This is a genomic window from Halopiger aswanensis (genome assembly GCF_003610195.1).
In the GTDB taxonomy this organism is placed as follows: Archaea; Halobacteriota; Halobacteria; order Halobacteriales; family Natrialbaceae; genus Halopiger; species Halopiger aswanensis.
On sequence record NZ_RAPO01000005.1, the window covers coordinates 116,614 to 134,973 of the forward strand.

23 protein-coding genes and 2 pseudogenes are annotated in these 18,360 nt (G+C 53.5%); 9 read left to right on the forward strand and 16 right to left on the reverse strand.

Annotated features, from left to right (window positions below; all coding sequences use genetic code 11):
* Positions 1-35: 35 nt before the first annotated feature.
* From ATJ93_RS20970 to ATJ93_RS20980, 3 genes are all read right to left on the reverse strand, one after another.
* Positions 36-278 (reverse strand): ferredoxin, encoded by a 243-nt coding sequence (locus tag ATJ93_RS20970; protein WP_120246622.1) that lies wholly within the window; start codon positions 276-278, stop codon positions 36-38.
* Between the two features lie 58 nt (positions 279-336).
* Complete coding sequence (locus ATJ93_RS20975) at positions 337-768, reverse strand: redoxin domain-containing protein (RefSeq protein WP_245977759.1); 432 nt, start codon at positions 766-768, stop codon at positions 337-339.
* 137 nt (positions 769-905) lie between these two features.
* A complete protein-coding gene (locus ATJ93_RS20980; RefSeq protein WP_120246624.1) occupies positions 906-1,253 on the reverse strand; it encodes a CGCGG family putative rSAM-modified RiPP protein in 348 nt (115 codons plus the stop codon).
* A 174-nt stretch (positions 1,254-1,427) separates the two neighbouring features.
* On the opposite strand from ATJ93_RS20980, the gene ATJ93_RS24610 reads away from it, so the two are divergent.
* From ATJ93_RS24610 to ATJ93_RS24615, 3 genes are all read left to right on the forward strand, one after another.
* The gene (locus ATJ93_RS24610; RefSeq protein WP_120246625.1) at positions 1,428-1,868 is read left to right on the forward strand and encodes a metal-dependent transcriptional regulator; all 441 of its coding nucleotides are present in this window, start codon (positions 1,428-1,430) and stop codon (positions 1,866-1,868) included.
* The gene (locus tag ATJ93_RS20990; protein ID WP_120246626.1) at positions 1,861-2,079 is read left to right on the forward strand and encodes a hypothetical protein; all 219 of its coding nucleotides are present in this window, start codon (positions 1,861-1,863) and stop codon (positions 2,077-2,079) included. The genes ATJ93_RS24610 and ATJ93_RS20990 overlap by 8 nt, the downstream gene beginning before the upstream one ends.
* Positions 2,080-2,456: 377 nt before the next feature.
* Positions 2,457-2,687 (forward strand): HalOD1 output domain-containing protein, encoded by a 231-nt coding sequence (locus tag ATJ93_RS24615; RefSeq protein WP_170155624.1) that lies wholly within the window; start codon positions 2,457-2,459, stop codon positions 2,685-2,687.
* A 174-nt stretch (positions 2,688-2,861) separates the two neighbouring features.
* On the opposite strand, the gene ATJ93_RS20995 is transcribed toward ATJ93_RS24615, so the two are convergent.
* The 3 genes from ATJ93_RS20995 to ATJ93_RS21005 all read right to left on the reverse strand — a co-directional run bounded on the left by ATJ93_RS20995 (position 2,862) and on the right by ATJ93_RS21005 (position 6,400).
* Positions 2,862-3,161 carry a hypothetical protein gene (locus ATJ93_RS20995; protein ID WP_120246627.1) on the reverse strand — a complete coding sequence of 100 codons (300 nt, stop codon included), beginning with the start codon at positions 3,159-3,161 and terminating at the stop codon, positions 2,862-2,864.
* A 286-nt stretch (positions 3,162-3,447) separates the two neighbouring features.
* Entirely contained in the window at positions 3,448-5,037 is a 1,590-nt protein-coding gene (locus ATJ93_RS21000) for an acetolactate synthase large subunit (protein ID WP_120246628.1), read from the reverse strand.
* Between the two features lies 1 nt (position 5,038).
* Positions 5,039-6,400: an NAD-dependent succinate-semialdehyde dehydrogenase gene (locus ATJ93_RS21005; RefSeq protein ID WP_120246629.1), complete on the reverse strand. Its 1,362-nt coding sequence runs from the start codon at positions 6,398-6,400 to the stop codon at positions 5,039-5,041.
* 218 nt (positions 6,401-6,618) lie between these two features.
* On the opposite strand from ATJ93_RS21005, the gene ATJ93_RS21010 reads away from it, so the two are divergent.
* Positions 6,619-7,281: a helix-turn-helix domain-containing protein gene (locus ATJ93_RS21010; RefSeq protein WP_120246630.1), complete on the forward strand. Its 663-nt coding sequence runs from the start codon at positions 6,619-6,621 to the stop codon at positions 7,279-7,281.
* A 117-nt stretch (positions 7,282-7,398) separates the two neighbouring features.
* On the opposite strand, the gene ATJ93_RS24185 is transcribed toward ATJ93_RS21010, so the two are convergent.
* From ATJ93_RS24185 to ATJ93_RS21025, 4 genes and pseudogenes are all read right to left on the reverse strand, one after another.
* Complete coding sequence (locus ATJ93_RS24185) at positions 7,399-7,797, reverse strand: halocyanin domain-containing protein (protein ID WP_281271591.1); 399 nt, start codon at positions 7,795-7,797, stop codon at positions 7,399-7,401.
* A pseudogene (nirK, locus tag ATJ93_RS21015) lies at positions 7,789-8,709 on the reverse strand (copper-containing nitrite reductase); the annotation flags it as partial. The pseudogene nirK and the gene ATJ93_RS24185, both read right to left, overlap by 9 nt.
* A gap of 18 nt (positions 8,710-8,727) precedes the next feature.
* Positions 8,728-9,189, reverse strand: a complete 462-nt coding sequence (gene lrp / locus ATJ93_RS21020) for an HTH-type transcriptional regulator Lrp (RefSeq protein ID WP_120246662.1) — start codon at positions 9,187-9,189, stop codon at positions 8,728-8,730.
* 337 nt (positions 9,190-9,526) lie between these two features.
* The gene (locus ATJ93_RS21025) at positions 9,527-10,153 is read right to left on the reverse strand and encodes a ferredoxin--NADP reductase (protein WP_281271592.1); all 627 of its coding nucleotides are present in this window, start codon (positions 10,151-10,153) and stop codon (positions 9,527-9,529) included.
* A gap of 121 nt (positions 10,154-10,274) precedes the next feature.
* On the opposite strand from ATJ93_RS21025, the gene ATJ93_RS23290 reads away from it, so the two are divergent.
* The gene (locus ATJ93_RS23290; RefSeq protein ID WP_147376671.1) at positions 10,275-10,511 is read left to right on the forward strand and encodes a hypothetical protein; all 237 of its coding nucleotides are present in this window, start codon (positions 10,275-10,277) and stop codon (positions 10,509-10,511) included.
* Between the two features lie 148 nt (positions 10,512-10,659).
* On the opposite strand, the gene ATJ93_RS23295 is transcribed toward ATJ93_RS23290, so the two are convergent.
* Together ATJ93_RS23295 and ATJ93_RS21030 are read right to left on the reverse strand one after the other, a co-directional pair.
* Positions 10,660-11,646: a hypothetical protein gene (locus ATJ93_RS23295; protein ID WP_147376672.1), complete on the reverse strand. Its 987-nt coding sequence runs from the start codon at positions 11,644-11,646 to the stop codon at positions 10,660-10,662.
* A gap of 409 nt (positions 11,647-12,055) precedes the next feature.
* The gene (locus ATJ93_RS21030; RefSeq protein ID WP_120246633.1) at positions 12,056-13,099 is read right to left on the reverse strand and encodes a hypothetical protein; all 1,044 of its coding nucleotides are present in this window, start codon (positions 13,097-13,099) and stop codon (positions 12,056-12,058) included.
* Positions 13,100-13,305: 206 nt separating this feature from the next.
* On the opposite strand from ATJ93_RS21030, the gene ATJ93_RS21035 reads away from it, so the two are divergent.
* Positions 13,306-13,983 (forward strand): 5'-nucleotidase C-terminal domain-containing protein, encoded by a 678-nt coding sequence (locus tag ATJ93_RS21035; RefSeq protein WP_342768879.1) that lies wholly within the window; start codon positions 13,306-13,308, stop codon positions 13,981-13,983.
* An 81-nt stretch (positions 13,984-14,064) separates the two neighbouring features.
* Complete coding sequence (locus ATJ93_RS21040) at positions 14,065-14,430, forward strand: group I truncated hemoglobin (protein ID WP_120246663.1); 366 nt, start codon at positions 14,065-14,067, stop codon at positions 14,428-14,430.
* On the opposite strand, the gene ATJ93_RS21045 is transcribed toward ATJ93_RS21040, so the two are convergent.
* Entirely contained in the window at positions 14,431-14,904 is a 474-nt protein-coding gene (locus ATJ93_RS21045) for a universal stress protein (RefSeq protein WP_245977767.1), read from the reverse strand.
* 586 nt (positions 14,905-15,490) lie between these two features.
* Between ATJ93_RS21045 and ATJ93_RS21055 the strand changes: the two genes are divergently transcribed.
* The gene (locus ATJ93_RS21055; RefSeq protein WP_120246635.1) at positions 15,491-16,021 is read left to right on the forward strand and encodes a DUF488 domain-containing protein; all 531 of its coding nucleotides are present in this window, start codon (positions 15,491-15,493) and stop codon (positions 16,019-16,021) included.
* A 218-nt stretch (positions 16,022-16,239) separates the two neighbouring features.
* On the opposite strand, the gene ATJ93_RS21060 is transcribed toward ATJ93_RS21055, so the two are convergent.
* The gene (locus tag ATJ93_RS21060; RefSeq protein ID WP_120246636.1) at positions 16,240-16,395 is read right to left on the reverse strand and encodes a rubrerythrin-like domain-containing protein; all 156 of its coding nucleotides are present in this window, start codon (positions 16,393-16,395) and stop codon (positions 16,240-16,242) included.
* A gap of 398 nt (positions 16,396-16,793) precedes the next feature.
* Here ATJ93_RS21060 and ATJ93_RS21070 point away from each other — a divergent pair, with 398 nt between their 5' ends.
* The gene (locus ATJ93_RS21070) at positions 16,794-17,084 is read left to right on the forward strand and encodes a HalOD1 output domain-containing protein (protein ID WP_120246637.1); all 291 of its coding nucleotides are present in this window, start codon (positions 16,794-16,796) and stop codon (positions 17,082-17,084) included.
* A gap of 284 nt (positions 17,085-17,368) precedes the next feature.
* Here ATJ93_RS21070 and ATJ93_RS21075 read toward each other — a convergent pair.
* Both ATJ93_RS21075 and ATJ93_RS21080 read right to left on the reverse strand, forming a co-directional pair.
* Positions 17,369-17,779: pseudogene (locus tag ATJ93_RS21075) on the reverse strand (ArdC-like ssDNA-binding domain-containing protein); the annotation flags it as partial.
* A gap of 87 nt (positions 17,780-17,866) precedes the next feature.
* On the reverse strand, positions 17,867-18,214 hold the full coding sequence (locus tag ATJ93_RS21080) for a hypothetical protein (RefSeq protein WP_120246638.1): 348 nt from the start codon (positions 18,212-18,214) through the stop codon (positions 17,867-17,869).
* Positions 18,215-18,360: the final 146 nt, after the last annotated feature.

Sequence of the window (18,360 nt, forward strand, 5' to 3'; positions counted from 1 at the left end):
TTTACCGCCGACACTACTGGTCGTATCGGAATACGTTACGGAACGAGCTGATCCTCTCCGTCGTATATCGTGATTGCATCGACAGGACAGACTCGAGCGGCCATTTTCGCTTGCAACTCACTGTCCGTAGGGACCTCTCGAACGTACGTATCTTGTTCTACCTCGTCACTCCCGACGAGCGTCGCTTTTCCAGCGCCACGATCCTCGACGAATTTCTCCCACTCCGCGACGCAATTGAACATTCCGACGCACGTATCCTGGTTGAATTCAACACGCATTCTAGCTCACATCGTTACTGCTGGTGAGGTCACTATTGAAGGTTCGTTGTCGACAGCCCTATACTGATTCGACGGCGTCGAGAACCTCGTCGTAGGGTGGCTCGTTCGTCGGGTCGTCCGCAGTCCACTCGTATTGGATTGTTCCGTCCTCACTAAGGATGAATACTGCTCGGTTAGCAATTCCGTGAAGGCCCAGTTCGGGAATGTCGGTCTCGAGTTCGTAGGCTTCGATTGCGTTTCTATCCGTGTCGCTGACGAGGTCGAACTCGATTCCGTGTTCGTCGTGGAATGCACTTTGAGCGAACGGCGAATCGGCGCTGATTCCCAGCACCGTGGCATCGGCGTCGGCGAACTGATCCAGCTTTTCTTGGAGTGCGATCATTTCGTTCGTACATGGCGGCGTGAACGCACCCGGGAAGAACGCGAGGACAACCGGTCCGTCTACGAGGTAGTCCTCGAGGTCGAAGTTTTCGGGTAGATTAGCGCCCAACCGCTGAATCGGTGGGCTTGTCGGTGTGACCACGTTTGACGCCACTCCGGTGGAGACTCGCTAGTTTAGACTACGCAGGTAGGTGTGATCCACTATCAGGTGAATGTCATCAACCCTCCATTTTGACGTCTCGGCCATCAACGAGCCGAGTTACTGATTCCTTCGACGTGGACTTTGGTGACGTGGCCACCGCAGCCGCACTGATCGATGTATTCCCAGTTGAGTCCGTCGTATTCGTCCTCGAGAGCATCGTAGAGGAACGTCTCGGGATGCCCTAACTCGGCGTGTGTGACGAGATTAACGTGGTTTCCAGCCGTCGTATGCTCGATCGCGTCGATCGCATCGTGAATCGCGAGTTCGCTGTTAGCGGCGTATTTCGGTTTCTCGAGGTTCGCCGACCAGGAGTTGTCGTGAATTCTGTCGGTGATCGGCTCTGCTTCCTTCTCATGGTCGTGATTGTGGTCGTGTTCCGTTGGCGAACTCATGATCTTTACTTAGCGCGGTAACCGTATACAGATGCGGGTTGGTCCCGATTGTCGGGAAGACATCTATAGCCTGACCGTAGCCGCGCAGAGAGACCGAGTTACGTGTAATAAGAGTAGCAATGAAGACATTCGGGTATACGCCCAATTCACTGAGAAACATACCGATCAGTACTGATGAGTGCTACGCGCCAATCTGGGAGGGGTTGTAGCTGCATCCACCCCGAAACATGTATCGACCGGCATCAAGGTCGGTATCTGATCGCAGTATACCGGTTGACTCGCAGCCACGACGAACGGGTTCGTACGGGAACGGTCAGTGACCGCCTGGAGGTAAGTCCGGCGAGTGTCACAGAGATGTTCGATCGGCTCGAATCCGAGGGACTTGTTGACTACGAGAAACAGAAAGGGGTCACAGTGACTGCTCGCGGGGAGAAAGTCGCTCGAGAACTTGTCCGACGGCAACGCGTCGTCCGGGCGTTCTTCGACTCGGAACTGGGAATTACACTCTCTCCGGAGACTGGTTATCGCATTGGTTTCGTTCTCCCTGACGAGGGAATCGATCGACTTCGGAAGCTCGTCGACGACTCCAGCGGATACACCCGATCCGATGAGTGATGGCAAAGCGTACCTGTTGACGGTGCGGGAAGACTGCGAATCGAACGTCGTCTCCACGATCGAGAGATACTACGGTGAACTACTCGACTCGGTGGTCGTTCGCCCGTCGGATATTGACGGTGTCATCCACATCGACGCCGCCTACGAACTTCCGCAGGAAGCACTCGAGCGGATCGCAGAAATTGAAGACGTTCGTCAACTCGAACGATAGATCGACGTCACCGATCCGGAATCGTTCGCAAAACTGTCTGCGGACGTCAGTACCGAACTTAGTACGGATTCGAATATTGAGATCCAGATCACGGCTCAAGGTAATCGATAAGCACTGTGTTGACGTACTTCTTGATACGTTCTACTCGGGGACTCTGATGGACTGATACTATTCGAATCAATACCATAGACGTTTGGGCGGGAATTAGTCTCGGTACTCCACATGACAATCGATCCAGGTCAGTTGCCCGTGTCTTCGGTGAATCGAGCCCGTAGCAAACCATTGTATCCTTGACTGTCCAGCAACCCCTTATTAGACTACGCCGCGAATCAATTCGCCATTTCACATATCTGAAGCGACGAACTAGAAATCGCAGGATGACTGCTGATGACACACCGAGTATGAGGGTAGTCGACAAGGTTGCTACCCGTACGGGTGTCGATCCAGAAGAGTTACCGCCGCTTTACGACGCAATCAACCCTGATGTAATTGAGACAGTACTCCAAACTGACTCTGCACGGGTCGTTTTCGAATATGCTGGTCATACAATCATAATTACCGAAGAAAGTCAAATTCGCGTAGAATCATCTGAGAAGAGCACCGATTAGGATGCATTCTTTACGCAGTGAAACACCGAAACTGGTAGATTTGGTACAGAGTCTCTGAGAGATACGTCTCAGAACGGGGATATTGGAGGAATAGACGGGTGTACCGAACACCTATGGCGTATCTACGAAGAAGTTGGGTCTACGAAAAACTAGGACGGTTAGACAGTGTGAACGCTATGCTTCCACACTTGGAATTTGAGACGACTGTGCTTCCATATATTCGAACGCGATCGATTTGGCGTCCTCGAGGTCCTCGACGAGGCCAAGTTCCGCAGGTTCGGTTCCGTTCACTCGAACGAAGTATCCCCAGCCGCCGAAACTGTTCGGCTCTTGGACGTCGGTGATACGAAGAGTGAGGTTTTGGTCCGTGTGCGTATACGCGATTCGCGTATACTCTCGGTTCATGATCGGATCGTAGATCGTTCGATCAAATTTCTGTTCCCAGTTACCGGGGAGTGAGTCGTGCTCGGACATATTTCATGGTCGGTCCGGGGGACGAATGGGCGTTCTGACGAAGATATTCAGCCAATAGATAAAAGGAACAACCACTGTTCAAAGCGGTAGGATCCGACGGCTATGGACATTGATTTTAGTTTCAGTTTAAAAATGAGGCGTGGACCATTGCTGACTGAGCGGCAACGGTCCATCTCGGGTACGGATAGAACTACAGGTCGACGGATTCTCCGCCCCTAATCGTGGCTTCGACTCGAATTTCCATTGCCGCTTTCATGCTCGAAGGCATAACGTAGTCAAGATGCCCCTAGGAAAGCGGGATCTCCACCAGAGACATCCCGCCTCCGAGTGCTTCCTCCAGCGCCACACTGAGCTCGTCTCGAGTGGACGGACGGTAGCTGTCGATCCCGAAACTTTCGGCAAACGTGGTGAAATCGGGGTTAGTCAGTTCAGTGCCGACGGATGCGCCGGTGTGTGCGCGTTGCTTCTTCGAGATGAGACCGTAATCGTCGTCGGTGAAAACGACGATCGTGAACTCGCAGCCGAGTCGGGTTGCGGTTTCGATTTCGGCGGCGTTCATTAGGAAGCCGCCGTCGCCGGTCGCGGCGACGACATTGGCGTCGGTCGCGAGGTCGGCGGCGACGCTGCCCGGAACCGCGATTCCCATCGTCGCCAACCCGTTCGAGATGACGCAGGTGTTGGGCTCGTACGTCGGGAAGCGGCGAGCGATAGCCATCTTATGATTGCCAACGTCAGAAACGAGAACGTCGTCTGCATCCATTACCTCTCGGAGGAGGGGAAGCACGCCACGAACGGTAAAGGGCGCCTCGGCTGCCGGTGTTCGTTCAAGGTCGTCGACGATCGCCTCTCGAAGCGGTGCGTACCAGTCTGCGTCGTCCGTGATCTCTATTTCTCGGCACCATTCGGTTATCTCCTCGAGCGTTCGCCCGATGTTCGCCACGATTTCGACTTCCGGATTGTACGCTTCGGAGACCTCCGCAGGTTCGGTGTCGACGTGAACGAGCGTCGTCTCGGTCAGATCCCACACCGCCGGGTCGTGTTCAGCGATATCGAATCCGACGGAAATGACGAGATCTGCCCTGTGAATCGCCTGGAGTGCTTCCCCGTCGGGTCCAGAATCTAACGTCAGTAGCGACTGTGACATCGCATCGGAGACGGCACCTTTCCCCATGTACGTCGAGACGGCTGGGACATCCGTCTCCTCGACGAATGCTCGAAGCGCCTGTGCAGCGTGCGTTCTGACTGCCCCGTTGCCCGTGATAACGACTGACCGATCCGCCGCCTCGAGTTCGGATAGCAGTCGGTCGATCGACTCACTATCCGGTGGGACGGTCCGAACGCGGTCACGCGTCGGAAGCGGGTCGACGGACGTTTCCCTCTCAGCGACGTTCTCTGGTAACTCGAGGTGTGTCGCACCCGGTTTCTCGTACTCGGCCGTTTTGAAGGCTTTTCGAACTGATTCGTGGACGATATCAGGTTCGTTCAGCTGTGCGTTCCACTTCGTTATCGGCTCGAACATGTCCACGACGTCGATCGCCTGGTGACTCTCCTTGTGAAGCCGCTCGAGACCGCCTTGTGCAGTGATCGCAACCAGCGGACTCTTGTCGAGGTGGGCGTCGGCGACGCCGGTCAACAGGTTCGTCGCCCCCGGTCCAAGCGTCGCGAGACATACGCCGGCCTCGCCTGTCAGTCGCCCGTGAACGTCGGCCATAAACGCCGCTCCTTGTTCGTGTCGGGTCGGAACGAACGTGATCTCCGACTCCTCGAGAGCGAACAGGAGAGCTTCCATCTCTTCGCCGGGAAGGCCGAAGACGTACTCGACACCTTCCTGCTCCAGACAGGCAGTAAGGAGCTCTGCTGCGGTTGTTTCACTCATGTCATTCCACCCAGATCGTTTTGCGGTTGACGAATTCCTTGATCCCCGCCTCGGAGAGTTCGCGGCCGTACCCCGAGTCTTTGATGCCGCCGAACGGAACGCGCGGATCCGACTTCACGAGTTGGTTGATGAAGACACATCCTGCTTCGATTTCTCGAGAGAGACGCCGTCCGCGGCGTCTGTCCTCCGTCCAGATACTTGCCCCGAGGCCGAATTCCGTCTCGTTTGCCGTCCGGATCGCCTCGCTCTCGTCGTCGACTTCGAAGACCGCTGCGACAGGACCGAACGTCTCCTCACTAGCGGCTGGACAGTCGTCGGGGACGTCGACGAGAACCGTCGGCGGATAGTACGCGCCGTTGCTTTCAAGCGGTTCACCGCCGGTCACCGTCCGTGCACCTGCTTCGAGACTCGCCGTAACCTGTGCATCGAGTTCCTCGAGGATGGCATCGGTCGCTAGTGGCCCGACGTCCGTTTCCGGATCGGTCGGATCGCCGACCGTGAGAGATTTGATTTCGTCGACGAACCGCTCGAGGAATTCGTCGTAGACGTTCGTATGGACGAGGAATCGTTTCGCGGCGATACACGATTGACCGCTGTTGAGCATTCGCGCCGAAGCGCCCGTCTCGGCGGCGGCCTCGACATCCGCATCGTCGAGTACAATGAACGGATCGCTGCCACCGAGTTCGAGGACGCTCCGTTTGAGTTGCCGTCCCGCCGTCGATGCGACCGCTCGTCCCGCGGGACCGCTTCCCGTAAGCGTAACACCGCGAACCCGGTCGTCTTCGAGCGCCTCGTCGACGAGATCCGACGTGATCAATAGCGTCTGGAAGGTTCCATCGGGATATCCTGCCTCCCGAAACACGTTCTCGATGGCACGAGAACAGCCCGGGACGTTCGAGGCGTGTTTTAGCAGCACGGTGTTCCCGGCGGTAAGCGCCGGTGCCGCGAATCGAAACACCTGCCAAAAGGGGAAATTCCACGGCATGACGGCGAGTTGTGGACCGAGTGGTTCGTATGCCGTTTTCGCGACGGCGCCGGGCGGACTTGGGTGTCCATCAGGATTGAGATACGTACTGGCGTGTTCGGCGTAGTGGTCACAGACCCACGCACACTTTTCGATCTCCTCGAGCGCCTGGGAAATCGGTTTCCCCATTTCACGCGTGATCGTTTCGGCGTACGATCGATCGTTCGTCCGTAGTTCCGTCGCAGCGTCAGCCAATAGTTGCTCCCGTTCGCGAAGCGGACAGTTTCGCCACCGATCAAATGCGTCGCTCGCGACAGCGAGTGCGTCGTCGACATCGGCGACCGTCTCCGCCTCGTACGTTTCCACACGTTCGCCGGTTGCAGGGTTGATTACGTCCATCTACTCTTCTGTTCCGCCCACGTGACCGTTAGCAATTCTACGAATATCATCGACAGAACGTATTTATGCAAGGGGGAGAAACCGCCGTTCGACGGTACTATTTAAGTGTCCGCCGAATATGTCCGTGCCAAGCTATTCTTAGGTACGCCTAAAAGTAAGATACAGAGAGGGACTGATCGCTGCAGATACCGTAGATCAGTTCCGGATAATCCACGATCATGCCTTACGTCGAACTTACCGTTACGATCCCTGCGGATGTATGGATCGGCCGACTATCCCGCGACTACCCCGATACCCGATTCCGGGTTCTTGCAGCGACTGCCACTGACGAGATGAGCGCAGCCCGGATTGAGGTCATCGGTACGGCTGCTGCACGCATCTGTGAGGAACTCCGCACATACGACGCCGTAACCGAGTTGGAAATACTCGAGACGGCCTGTCATCGTCGACGTGTACAGCTCGAGACGACGACGACGTTGGTACTGACGGCGATTCAGTCTGCGGGTGTCCCGCTCAGGATGCCGTTCGAGATCAGCGATGGAACGATGGCGCTCAACACGACGATTCCCCAGCACCAACTCTCGAAACTCGGTGAGAGCTTCCGAGAGTTTGGAATCGAATTCACGATCCAGCGCATTCAACCAGAAGCAGATTCCGAGTCACTACTTACCGATCGACAACAATGGCTCCTCTATGAGGCAATCGATCGAGGATACTACGATACACCACGTCGGATCACGTTAGTCGAACTCGCAGATGAATTAGATCTTGCTAAATCGACGTGTAGCGAGACGCTTCATCGCGTCGAAGAACGAGTGTTAAAACAGTTCGTAACGGGCGACTGCGAACACCAACCTGATATCTCGATTCGTGCTGATTGATCGTCTTTGAGAGGAGAAAGAAATCTCCTTTACTCGCTACCTTCATATGAAATATTAGAGACGTAGGCTTTCCCCGTGTAACGTGGGAAGACCTATGCGCATCTACACGTGGTGCTGTTAGGAGGTCACGACGACGATGCCTTTCATTCCGAGTGTTTCGTGAGGCGTACAGACGTATTTGTACTCTCCTTCATTTTCGAACGTGTGTTCGAAGGTGAATCCGCGCTCTTGGGTGACCTCACTCTCGAAAGCGTCGCCGACGTGGGCGACGTCATGGTAGCCGCCTTCGCCGGTCCATTTCCAGACGACGGTCGTTCCTGTCGATACCTCGATGGCCGGTGGGTCGTACGCAAACTGACCGCCGTTGCCCTCGGTCCCAACGCCGACAACTGGTCGACTCTCACCAGTCTTATCGACGACGCCTGTGTAGTCGTCCACGTCGTCGAACCATCCATCGAAGGACCCAACTTCGTCACCGTAGCCGAGGTCGTGTTCTCCGCCGCCACCGTCGTAGATTTCGGGATTCTCCTCGCCGTTGACCTGAACCGTGTTGATTGCACCTTTCTTCACTGCTCGCGTAGCCGCATGGTCAACCAGGTGGATGGGGCCGGGGACTGGTGTCTCAATCTCTGCTGCAGCTACACTTCCAGGAGGAACAGACGTGGTTTCAACGTACCGGCTCGGATCTGAGACGAGATCGCCGTCGCGATAGAGCCGTGACCAGACATTCCCGATGGCGTGCCAGGAACTGGTGAAGTTGGGACCGCCATTTGCAAAGTAGATGCGGATGCGTTCATCGGTGTCAACGTTGATGGGGCCGTACTTTTCCTCGGTGAACGCGTACGGTTCGCCGTTGTAGACAACGTAAGTCGGTTCCTCGTTGGCCATCGCATCGAAGTCGAAAGTGAGTTGGCCGTCTTCGCCCTGTTTGCCCGTGTAGATCTCGTGTTGGCCAAAGTATAATTCTCGGTCAACCTCCGGAAGGCCGTCTTTGGGTTCAACGAGAATTGCGCCGAACATCCCAGCAGCGATGTGGTGGTCGAAGCCGGCCACGGCGCAGTGATAGATATGAACGCCGGGGTACATCGCAGTGAACTCAATTTCGGCGCTCTCACCGGGTGTGATCGTCGTGTCCTCAGCCCCACCGCCAGGTCCGTACGCGGCATGGAAGTCGATGTTATGGGGAAGGTTGCTATCTGAGGGGTTGGTGAGCTCCAACTGGATCCGGTCTCCTTCACGTACCCGTATCATCGGGCCAGGAACTTGTCCGTCGAAGGTCATGTAGTCGAAAGTCCGGCCTGGAGCGATTTCTGCGGTTAGCTCTTTGGTCTCCAGTGAGATCTCGTGGCGCCGCGGTTCGCTCCAATCTACCGGATCCGGAACATCGGTCGGGTCCGCCGCAATCCGGTCAACGTAGATCCTGCCGATATCGGCTCTGAGGAACGGTTAACCTTCTTCAGGTTCTAGTTCGAATTGTTCATTCTCTACCACTTTATTGAGCGCGATACTTGTGTTCGATTGTTTAATGTTAGGATTGGTCAGTAATGCCTTGATCTGGTCGTTCACGTCGTCTGTGTCCTTGAATTTTCCAATGGCAATGACGTCGTAGTCACCAGTGACCTCGTAAACGGAGAGCATCTGTTCGTGCTCTTCCAGTATCTCTGTGATTCCTGACAAAGCACTTCCCTCTACTTTCAACTGCATGACCGCCGTCACGTCATACCCGATTTTGTCGTAGTTGATAAGTGGCGTGTAGTCCTCGATAATGCCTTCGTCCTCGAGATCGTTGAGATGATTCGAGACTGTTGTGACGGAGACGTCCAGTTCTTCTGCGAGGCTTCGAAGACTGGTCCGCCCATTCCCTAGAAGCTCGTTTATTAAGTCTTGGTCCAGGTTTTCGTACGTCATCATTAACTTCTATTCCTTTCATCTTTCATAATATTGTGTATATTACGTCTCCCAAAACGTCTGAACAGCTCCTACTTCGAATAGCAACTCGTAGGCGACAGATTCACAGTGGTTATTCGCCGTGACTGTGCTTCGCGTTTGTCCATCAACTTCAAGGGTTGTCATCCTCAGTACTTCCGTTTCCGAAGTCCTAGTTTCCGGGCGAATATTCCAGGCTTGATAGACACGTTCATCAGATCAAGCAGGGCTCTATCCGTCGTGCACATTGTCTCAACCTTCCTGTGGTATACAACCACTAACATCGCTAAACACGCCAACGATGTTGACACAGCGCCGCTCACGATTCTTTAGCGACTGCGTCGTCTTCCCATCCCTCGCTGTGAATTCGTTCCTCCGGTGTTCCGAGATTACGCAGTTCGTCTTTCGTCTCGATGACCATTCCAGGAACGCCACAGACGTAGAAATCCCGCGTCTCGAAGTCATCAAAGAGGTCCTCGAGATGGTCCTGGACGTAGCCGGTTCGGTCGAGCCAGTCCCATTCGGGGTCCGACAGGGTGTAGGTCACCTCGACATTGTCGTGCATCGTCGCAAGCTCCTCGAGCGTACTCCAATGGAAGATCGAGTCGACCGTCCGTTCGCCAAAGACGAGGTGTGCGTCGCCGTTTCCGATCCGTGCGTACTGCGTCAGGATCGATAAGAGGGGAGTGAGGCCGGTTCCACTCGCGAGTAACGCGATATCGCGGTCCGGATCCTTGAGGGAGAGATTTCCCTCGAACTCGCCGATCTCGATCTCGTCGCCCGGGGATCTGCTGTGCATGTACGATGACGCGAGGCCGTCGTCGTACCGCTTGATCGCCAGCGCGAACTCGTCGGTGCCGGGTGGGGTCGTCGGACTGTAGGGGCGGACGACATCCTTGCCGTCGGCTTCGAACTGGACCGTCGTGTGTTGGCCGGGCTCTAGGATTAGTGCAGCACGACGACTTCGTTTGTTTCACGCCGAAAGCAGTGAACCAACCGCTTGTTGCAAGTGCGAACTTACCGTTGCAGTTATCATTGTTACCAATTCTCGGGATGACTCTGAAAGTATGACCGGGGATAGAAAGAATACGGCAACCGAAAGCGATTCTCAGCCATCAAGCGACGCCAAATGGTGGCAGTTGATCTTTCTATTAGCCCTCTCATTCCCGGTGATTTATGCCCTTTCTCTGAGTGAATATCTCTATCTCTTCTACTTTATGGCTGCGGTAGAGTGGATCTTGACAGTTCTTTCGCCTATTGCAGGCTACTTTGACCGGCAATACGTAGCTGCCGAGTCTGAGTAGGTTCCATCAAAACTGTACTATCTAATGATATTCCCACTAGTGATAAACGTCATACTGTCGGTTTCTTATATTTATAATCGACACAAATATATGGGCGTTCCATGAGTGATTTGAATCTTTATTGCTGAGGATTCTGCTATCAATACGGTTATTCTGACCATGGCCACTCTATTGGCGGGACAAACGGAGCAACAGAAACAGTATACCTGAAAATCGTAGCAATACGGAGCATATATGCCATCAACATTACAAGGGGTGTAATAACAATTGCAAGAGTGATGACTATTACCAGTTCGTGTGGATACGATGTGAGTGCCACCGGCGAGTTCGTTTTATAGAGAAGGGGAGCAAGTAATGCCGCGATCACCGCTGGTAGTCCAACAAAAATGAATTGTCTTGATAGTTGGGCGAGTTCTTGGTGGAGTGCGATTGTCTTATAGTATTGTCTGAATATGGTTATTAGACCAAGGAGATCTGCGATCGTATCAAGTATTTCACGTTCCTCCTTTGTAAGATTCTCGTGTTGTTTACTTCGAAGTTCGTCTGTTTGATTAAGATGATGAGCGAAATCAGGGCCTGCGAGCGTTGCAATAACTTTCTCGGCAGGCATTTCGCCTGAGATCTGCTGAACTGTTTCCGCATACGCAGTCAGATCAGAACTGTATGACTGAATTTGCTCCTGAATTGCGTCATCTCTGAAGTCATGGTCATTCGGAAGACACTCTGCTTGTTCTTGCATTGTTTCCCCAACAAAAGAAATGAAATTAGCTATACGGATAGGCGGGGAGGGATGATCAGCAATCTCCGAGACAGTATCGCGAAGATCGCTTCCTCCTTCAAGTTTGCCCTGTAACTGATCCAATGATCCGAATACGCGTGAGGAGATCAGCTGGTTAATAGCCAGTGTCACCGAGATCAGAGAGAAGAGTCCAGCAACAACGCCGCTTCCGAGGATTGATTGAATCGGGCTTTGGGGACCAACGGAGATGATTCCGTACGAAACGAGGAACAATGTCAACAGGAAAAATCCGAGTACCACTCCACCTGTCAGGAGGAGTCGATTCCCTTCCAGTAGTATCCAACGGGCAAGATAGTCATAGTAAGAGTTAGTATCTCTCCCTGAACCGAGATCCATGGTGGACTAAATGGGCGGGCGTGCTTACTACTCTGTGCTTGAATTGGAAACAGAAGCCAATTGTTAGCCTATACTGACCGATGTGCGCTTGGCCTATACTTAGCAATCACCAACCCCAAAATATCAATCATTGAGAGTTCCAACAGAGCCCGCCCTCAAGGGACCGCCGAAGGCGGCGAGTAGGGCGGGATAGTTCACACTGTAAAAGACAACTCACTCCGATGAGCTAACTGCCCTCAGGGTTTGTTCGGCTAGCCATCACTACGTAAATCAGCTGATTCCAAGTATTAGTTCTCAATGTCAGGAATTGGCTATGGTTCATCAGCACCATGGTCACTGTCCGCTACTGCCGTTCATGACGCTTATTTCGTACGCTGAGTTCAACAGAATTCGTTGAATTGATTCTCGGTTATTCTATGCGCTCCTCAGTCGGTGCCTCTTCTTCAAAATCCACGCGCGGCACGAATGGTCCAAAATCGGCAGTTCGTGAGGCAATTAAGGCAATCCGGGATGTATAGACCAGCAAGACAATGAAAGGAAGGAAAACGAAGGTAATTACAGCACTGACGATAACTACAAGCAACATTGGAATACCAATAGTTTCGATCAGTGTTGGATAGACCATCATAAAGATACCACCACCGAGCAGCGTTGGAAAGCCGACGACCAGCAATACTTTTGAGAGATGTGCGAGTTCGTACTGCATATACAGCGTCTTAAAAGACTGACGAGCGACTGCGAGGTAACCGAGTAATTCAATAAGCTGATCAAGCGTCTCAAGACTATTGTCCGAAAGTTCGTCAGCGTAGTATGTTTGAATTTTTCGGGCTGCATATAGGTGTGCACCATTGAAACGACCAAGCACTGCTGACAGTGCATCGAACGTACCGAAGTCCGCCCCTTCGAGCGAGTCTGAGACAAGTTCTCCCTCAGATGTAACCGCTTCAATAAAATCCTCGACGACGGTAGTATGGTTCGGATCAGTCATTTGATCTGTATCAGCTCGTAATTGCTTGGTCTGAGCGACAACGGTATCGACAATAAGCTGCAGAAAATCGGCGGGTGCTGCCGGGCTTACTGGGGTTTCAGTCACAGATTCGACCTCGTGTCGAAAGGTGGTCATCTCCTCAAGCCGATCCGTAAGATCGCCCGGCCAACCGAGTTCCTGTGAGAGAACCAACTGATTGATTGCGAGTACAATTGTGATGAAAGGTAAGGTTCCGCCGACAATAGCTGCGACCAACGTTGTTGCAGTGTCAGGGTCGGTGACCGGGATATAACCAGCAAATCCGATACCAGCACACGTGACGAAAACGATGACTGAGAACAGGAACGTGATCGTATATCGGCCTCCATCAAGCATTATCCACCGTTTTATCGGTGATTCGCGCAATCGTTTATGGACGAGATCACTTCGCCTCACTTCTTCGTCAATCTGCTCATCTGCACTCATATCCTCAATTTCAACGGTATAATGGAAAAATCTGGATGCAGTATAGGCTACAATGCAGATGATCTATTGAGCGCGGTCGATCGCAGTTCTTCAGGAAGACGTTAGTTTCGAGCGATGGCACCCTCAATCAGTCGCCGGATACGGTCATTAGGCAGACGGAGACATCGCTCGACTGGCAGTCATTCCTCGAGAGCGGATGGGATATTCTGTCCGTCGATGCGCTACGAGGATACTTCGGGGCTAAACTGGCAGTCACTCACGGCTTTCGCTACGGACTGGCGATTCCCGTAGGCGAAACCACGCTCGAGCACCTCTATCGAGTGTTTCCAATGAACGAACCGGTGGCCCGCGGCGAGGCGTACGGGCAGCAACTACTGAACTACATGGAAGCCTCCCTCGAAGATCACTTTATACCGTACGTCTACCAGCAGGAGGACGGCCACGTCCGGAACTACTCGTCGAACGTGGAGGTGGTGGTTGATCCGACCGCGAAACGCGAGCGCAGGTTCATCAACCTCGCCGTCGACGTGGAGTCGGTCGACCCCGAAGCGTGCTACTTGGTCGCGATGTTCACTCGTCCCGGCGATCCCGAACGGGAGCTCGATAACTGCGGCTTCCCCTTCCAAAACAACTGCGTTGAGGACGGTGTCGTTCCAGTTGATGTCATTGTTGACTATCTCAAGGACCACTCACCGATCGAGCACGGGGAAACGAAACTCGTCCGGACGTCGACAACGGCGGAGACGTACAGAACACACCCGCCGACGGTCCGTACCCGTACGTCCAACCCGGTGTCGATTACACCGTCGGTGAGAAGTACTGTGAAACACGAAATTTCGACTGGAATTCCTTTCCCTCTGGTTGGTCGAAATCCGTTCCGATAGACGGAGCATATATAAACGACTGGACTTGCCTGAATACATTTGGCCTGTGCGTTATTACCCCCAGCTTATAATGTGTTGATGATGAGCGAAACGCTCTATGAGCGACTTGGTGGAGAAGACGCGATCACGGCTGTTGTCGACGAGTTCTACGATCGCGTTATGGCAGACGAACAGGTCGCAGATTATTTCGACGATGTCGATATGCAGAAACAGCGCGCCCATCAGGCACAATTCATTAGCTCCGTCACCGGCGGCCCGGTCGAGTATTCGGGCGGGGAAATGAAGGCCGTCCATGCAGATATGGGGATCACTCCCTCAGACTTCCAAGCAATCGCGACCCATCTCAACGAGGCACTCGTCGAATTCGACGTCAATGAAGACGATCGAGAAGCAGTCCTCGAGGAGATTGCCAGTTATCAGGAGGCGATTGTCACAGCAGCCGATTGATTAGCGTGTTGTGACCGGAATGTCTGTGGTATGAGCCATGGATTTAGAGACATTCCGGTGGAAGAATGGAAGTCTCAGTGAGAGGTGTTCTGCAATAATAATCCGATCGACAGCGTGATTCTCTGCATAAGTGACGACCTCTTCCGTTTCATCGCCGGATCTCACGACGGATTCAATCTCTTTATCATACCGTTCAGCGAGTTCATGCGCTCGGGAAAATACGTTCTCTGCCCGTTTCTGTTGCGCTCGAGTGAACAAGTCCGGAGCAGGGAGGAGTTCTTCGTTCCGTTCACTATCTAACTCCGGAATCACATACTCACACGGGTCACGGTTTCTAAACGGATCAAATGAGCTCCGTGCGGCAGTCACGTGGATTACGGTGATCTTTGCGTTGGGATATTTCTGAAACGCATACTCTAGTATATCTGTTGACGGGGACGTACGGCTGATCACAACCAGTACGTGCCCTCCCATATACGCGGCTTCGAGAAGAGGGTAGAAAACCATTTCCCAGCAACGGTCGCGATGGTCCTGTTTTGGCAGATGATGTTAGCCAGCGAATCCACATGTTGTACACCAGTACTATCGTCGTACTCACAGATAGCGTCGGTGACGTAATTCCGCTTGAGAGGCTGTAATGGTATCTGAATACTTGTCTAAAGCCAACTAAGGAAACGGCAGTATCGAATGTGATTAGTGAATGAAGATGTTCGGACAAATGCCTTCCTCGCTATACGTGTTCGGAGAGAGTATGCGATCAGTATCGGGCACAATACGCTATCTCCCGTACGGACTCTGTATCCTCGGTCTTGGGATCGGTTTCGCGATCCACGGAGCGGAAGGCGGTGTGCTGTGGTTCTTCGTCGGGTACTTCTTCGGAAAGGCGATCCAGAGTACGTTCTGGACGTTTGGGAGGAATTCCCGCTCGTAATCGCTTCGCCTGCGGCTGGCCGTCGACCGACGAAGCGACTCGAACGCTGAGCACAACGGTGACCGCTTAAGCTGAGAATCACGTCGTCTCACCCACTCCTGTTATTATCCCTGAAATGGTACCACGCTCATGTCGCGGTTTTTCACTCTCGGTCACTCGACGAGATCGTTCGATGAACTCCTAACGATGCTCGAGCAGTACGGAATCGCACTCCTCGTTGATGTTCGAAGTTTTCCTCGCTCGCGGACGAACCCACAGTTCAATCGCGACCGATTGGCGGAACGACTCCCAGAACGTGATATTTCGTACAAACACTTCGATAACTTGGGTGGGTACAGGGACACCGAGATAGCCGAATCTCCAAACGCAGCGTGGAACAACGATTCGTTCCGCGCTTACGCTAACTACGCGCTCACGGACGAGTTCCAGGTCGGATTGGACGAATTGATTGCGCTTGGAACGGACCGCAGAGTTGCCTATATGTGTGCAGAGAAGGTATACTGGCGTTGTCACCGACGTATTATCTCGGACTGGCTGCTCGCGAACGGCCATGACGTGGTCCATATTTTCGATGTGGATCGCTCCGAGGAGCATTCACTCACGCGGTTCGCGAAGGTCGAGGATGGAACGGTAACGTATCCAGAGAGCGAAGACGAGTGAGTACCACGTTTGATCCGGATTGATACGACGAGATTCGCCTCACTTCAGTCAGATGCATCTGTTTGACGCACCGTCAGTGCAGCCGAGTTAGCCAATACTAGTATCGGGTTTTTATCGACACCATCCAGATGCTCGTATGATTTTGTCCCTTCTCTTGTCCGGTCAGCAAAGGGATGGCTACTTTGTACCACCTTTCCCAAATAGTACCTATAGCCTAGTTACTCGAGAGATTTTGCTCGGTTCTGGAACTCCCCGCCACAGTTAGAACATTTACCGGGGTGGGTTTCGGCTGTGACTATCTTCCCACATTGCAGGCACTCGAATTCAGAGGCTATTTCTGCTGTATCGCTTTCGACATCCTGGTCGTGAGGCATACTTCTATCTTGTTGTGCCAACCACAAATATTCACTGTAGAACACCCCGTTCTATATCAGGTGCTGAAGAATACAACTCAATGGTGTTTCTGACATTTTTGCTTATCTCATTGCGCCACGTGTCGGTCTTCTGGTGGTTCGCGTCAATGTCGATATCATATTCGTTGGCGATAATTTCCAACGCTGGTTCGTATGCCACTCAAGTCTACATCATTTGCTCGACTGCATCATCCAACGGAATCACACGGTTTCCATTGACCCACTCGCCATCAATCCTATCTCTCCGTTCTGTTTCACTCGAAGTAGTCTGACCGATCCGTTCGCGACCTAGACTCACCACCACGTTCTTCGCACTCGCACACTCGAGACTTATCCGATTAGAACTCCTGCTCCCGATAATGACACCTGAACAGCCGGAGGAACAGTTGTTGGTTGAGTACGAAATTTCGGACAATGAGCACGTGAGTAGAGCGGCGACTCAGGCTGTCAGTTCACTAAAGGAGTGTGAGCCGTGGGAGTTGACCCCATTATATGAGACAATAGACCCTGAAATGTTGGATGAACTGTGTGAATCACAGCAGAATGGCGTCGTCAAATTCGTCTACAGCGACTTCCACATTACTGTTGAGCAGGGCAAGTTCCTGCTTCTTCAACCTGCAGACGCAGCGCCCCTGTTACATCCGCCATGAATCGACGTGTTGAACGGTCCGGGTTACTGGCCTACGTGTGAGATTGCCCCGAAGTTTGCGGTGCCACACCGGCAGTCGACTTTTCTCGATCGGTTCAACGGTGCCATCTGCGAGTATCCATGTAGAATAGACGGCCCTGTACTCACAGCATTTCCCAGCTACTTCGGTCGCTCATTAGTTGCGGGAGTACTGGTTTCAGGTGTCTATTTCAGCAGACGGGCGAGCGCTAGAGAATGCGCCTCGAGAACGTCGATGAGTTCTTCTGCCGTTCTACTAATCCGTCCGAGGGCCTCGGACCACTCCTCGGGCGGCGTCTCGTCGTACTCACAGTCACTGTCCTCGTGGTAGCTGGGCGAATTCTCGCACTCCGGACACTGCTTCGTGATGATCGGCGCCCAGACCCAGATGGCCGACTCGCCCTCCTTGACATGACGGTCGAACTCCTCCTGCCACGTCCGGTAGCCTGCAACGCGGGTTGCGTCAGGATACTGGAGTTTGATCAAGAGTGTGTTCCGATGGGAGTAGTCGTGAAAGCGGCTCTGGACGTCGAGCCACTCCTGAAACTCTGCGCTGGCCTGCGCGTCGTCGACGCCGGCGACGAGGTCGTCGATCCACTGTTCGATAGTACTGTTCATCTCGTCTGATCGCGTGTCGGTCTGGTCGAAGGAGACCGACGAGTCACTGGTCGTAGCCATTGTGTTCACCGAATCGAGTTCATGGCGGCTGCGTCTGTTCAGACCGCGCCGCACCCCTCAGGGGCGTTCAAAAAACCGACCTAACGGTCAGCGAAGTTCGTGGCGTTCGTCAGCGAAGCCAACTGTGACGAGGTACTCGAGGAACTCGTCGAACCGTTCGACGTCGCTGGGCGTGTCGGTCGCAAGGTGGCGCGCCCATTCGATAGCCCACCGGAAGGCGGGATCCATCCCACCCTTGCCGTGAATATACCACCAGCGAGCCGCTTTGAGGACGACTAGCAGATTCGTCGGCGGATGTTCGCCGGCTAGTCCACGGGTGATCGATTCGATTTCGTCGGGGACATCGGTGAGATCGACGTCGCCTGATTGCATGTTCGCGATATCGACTGGAATATCGTCGATCGACACATCGCTTGTTGACTGTTGTTGGCTCATGGAAACCACCTGACTGTGAGAGCTCTCGATGAAGCCCTCACCCTCTCAGGGGGAGCAGAAAAACACCGCCCGTGGCTCGCCTGCCGATGTCTCAGCGGCCATCGTGCCCTGGTGCGTTATCGGCGCGTCGGGGTTGATAGTAAACG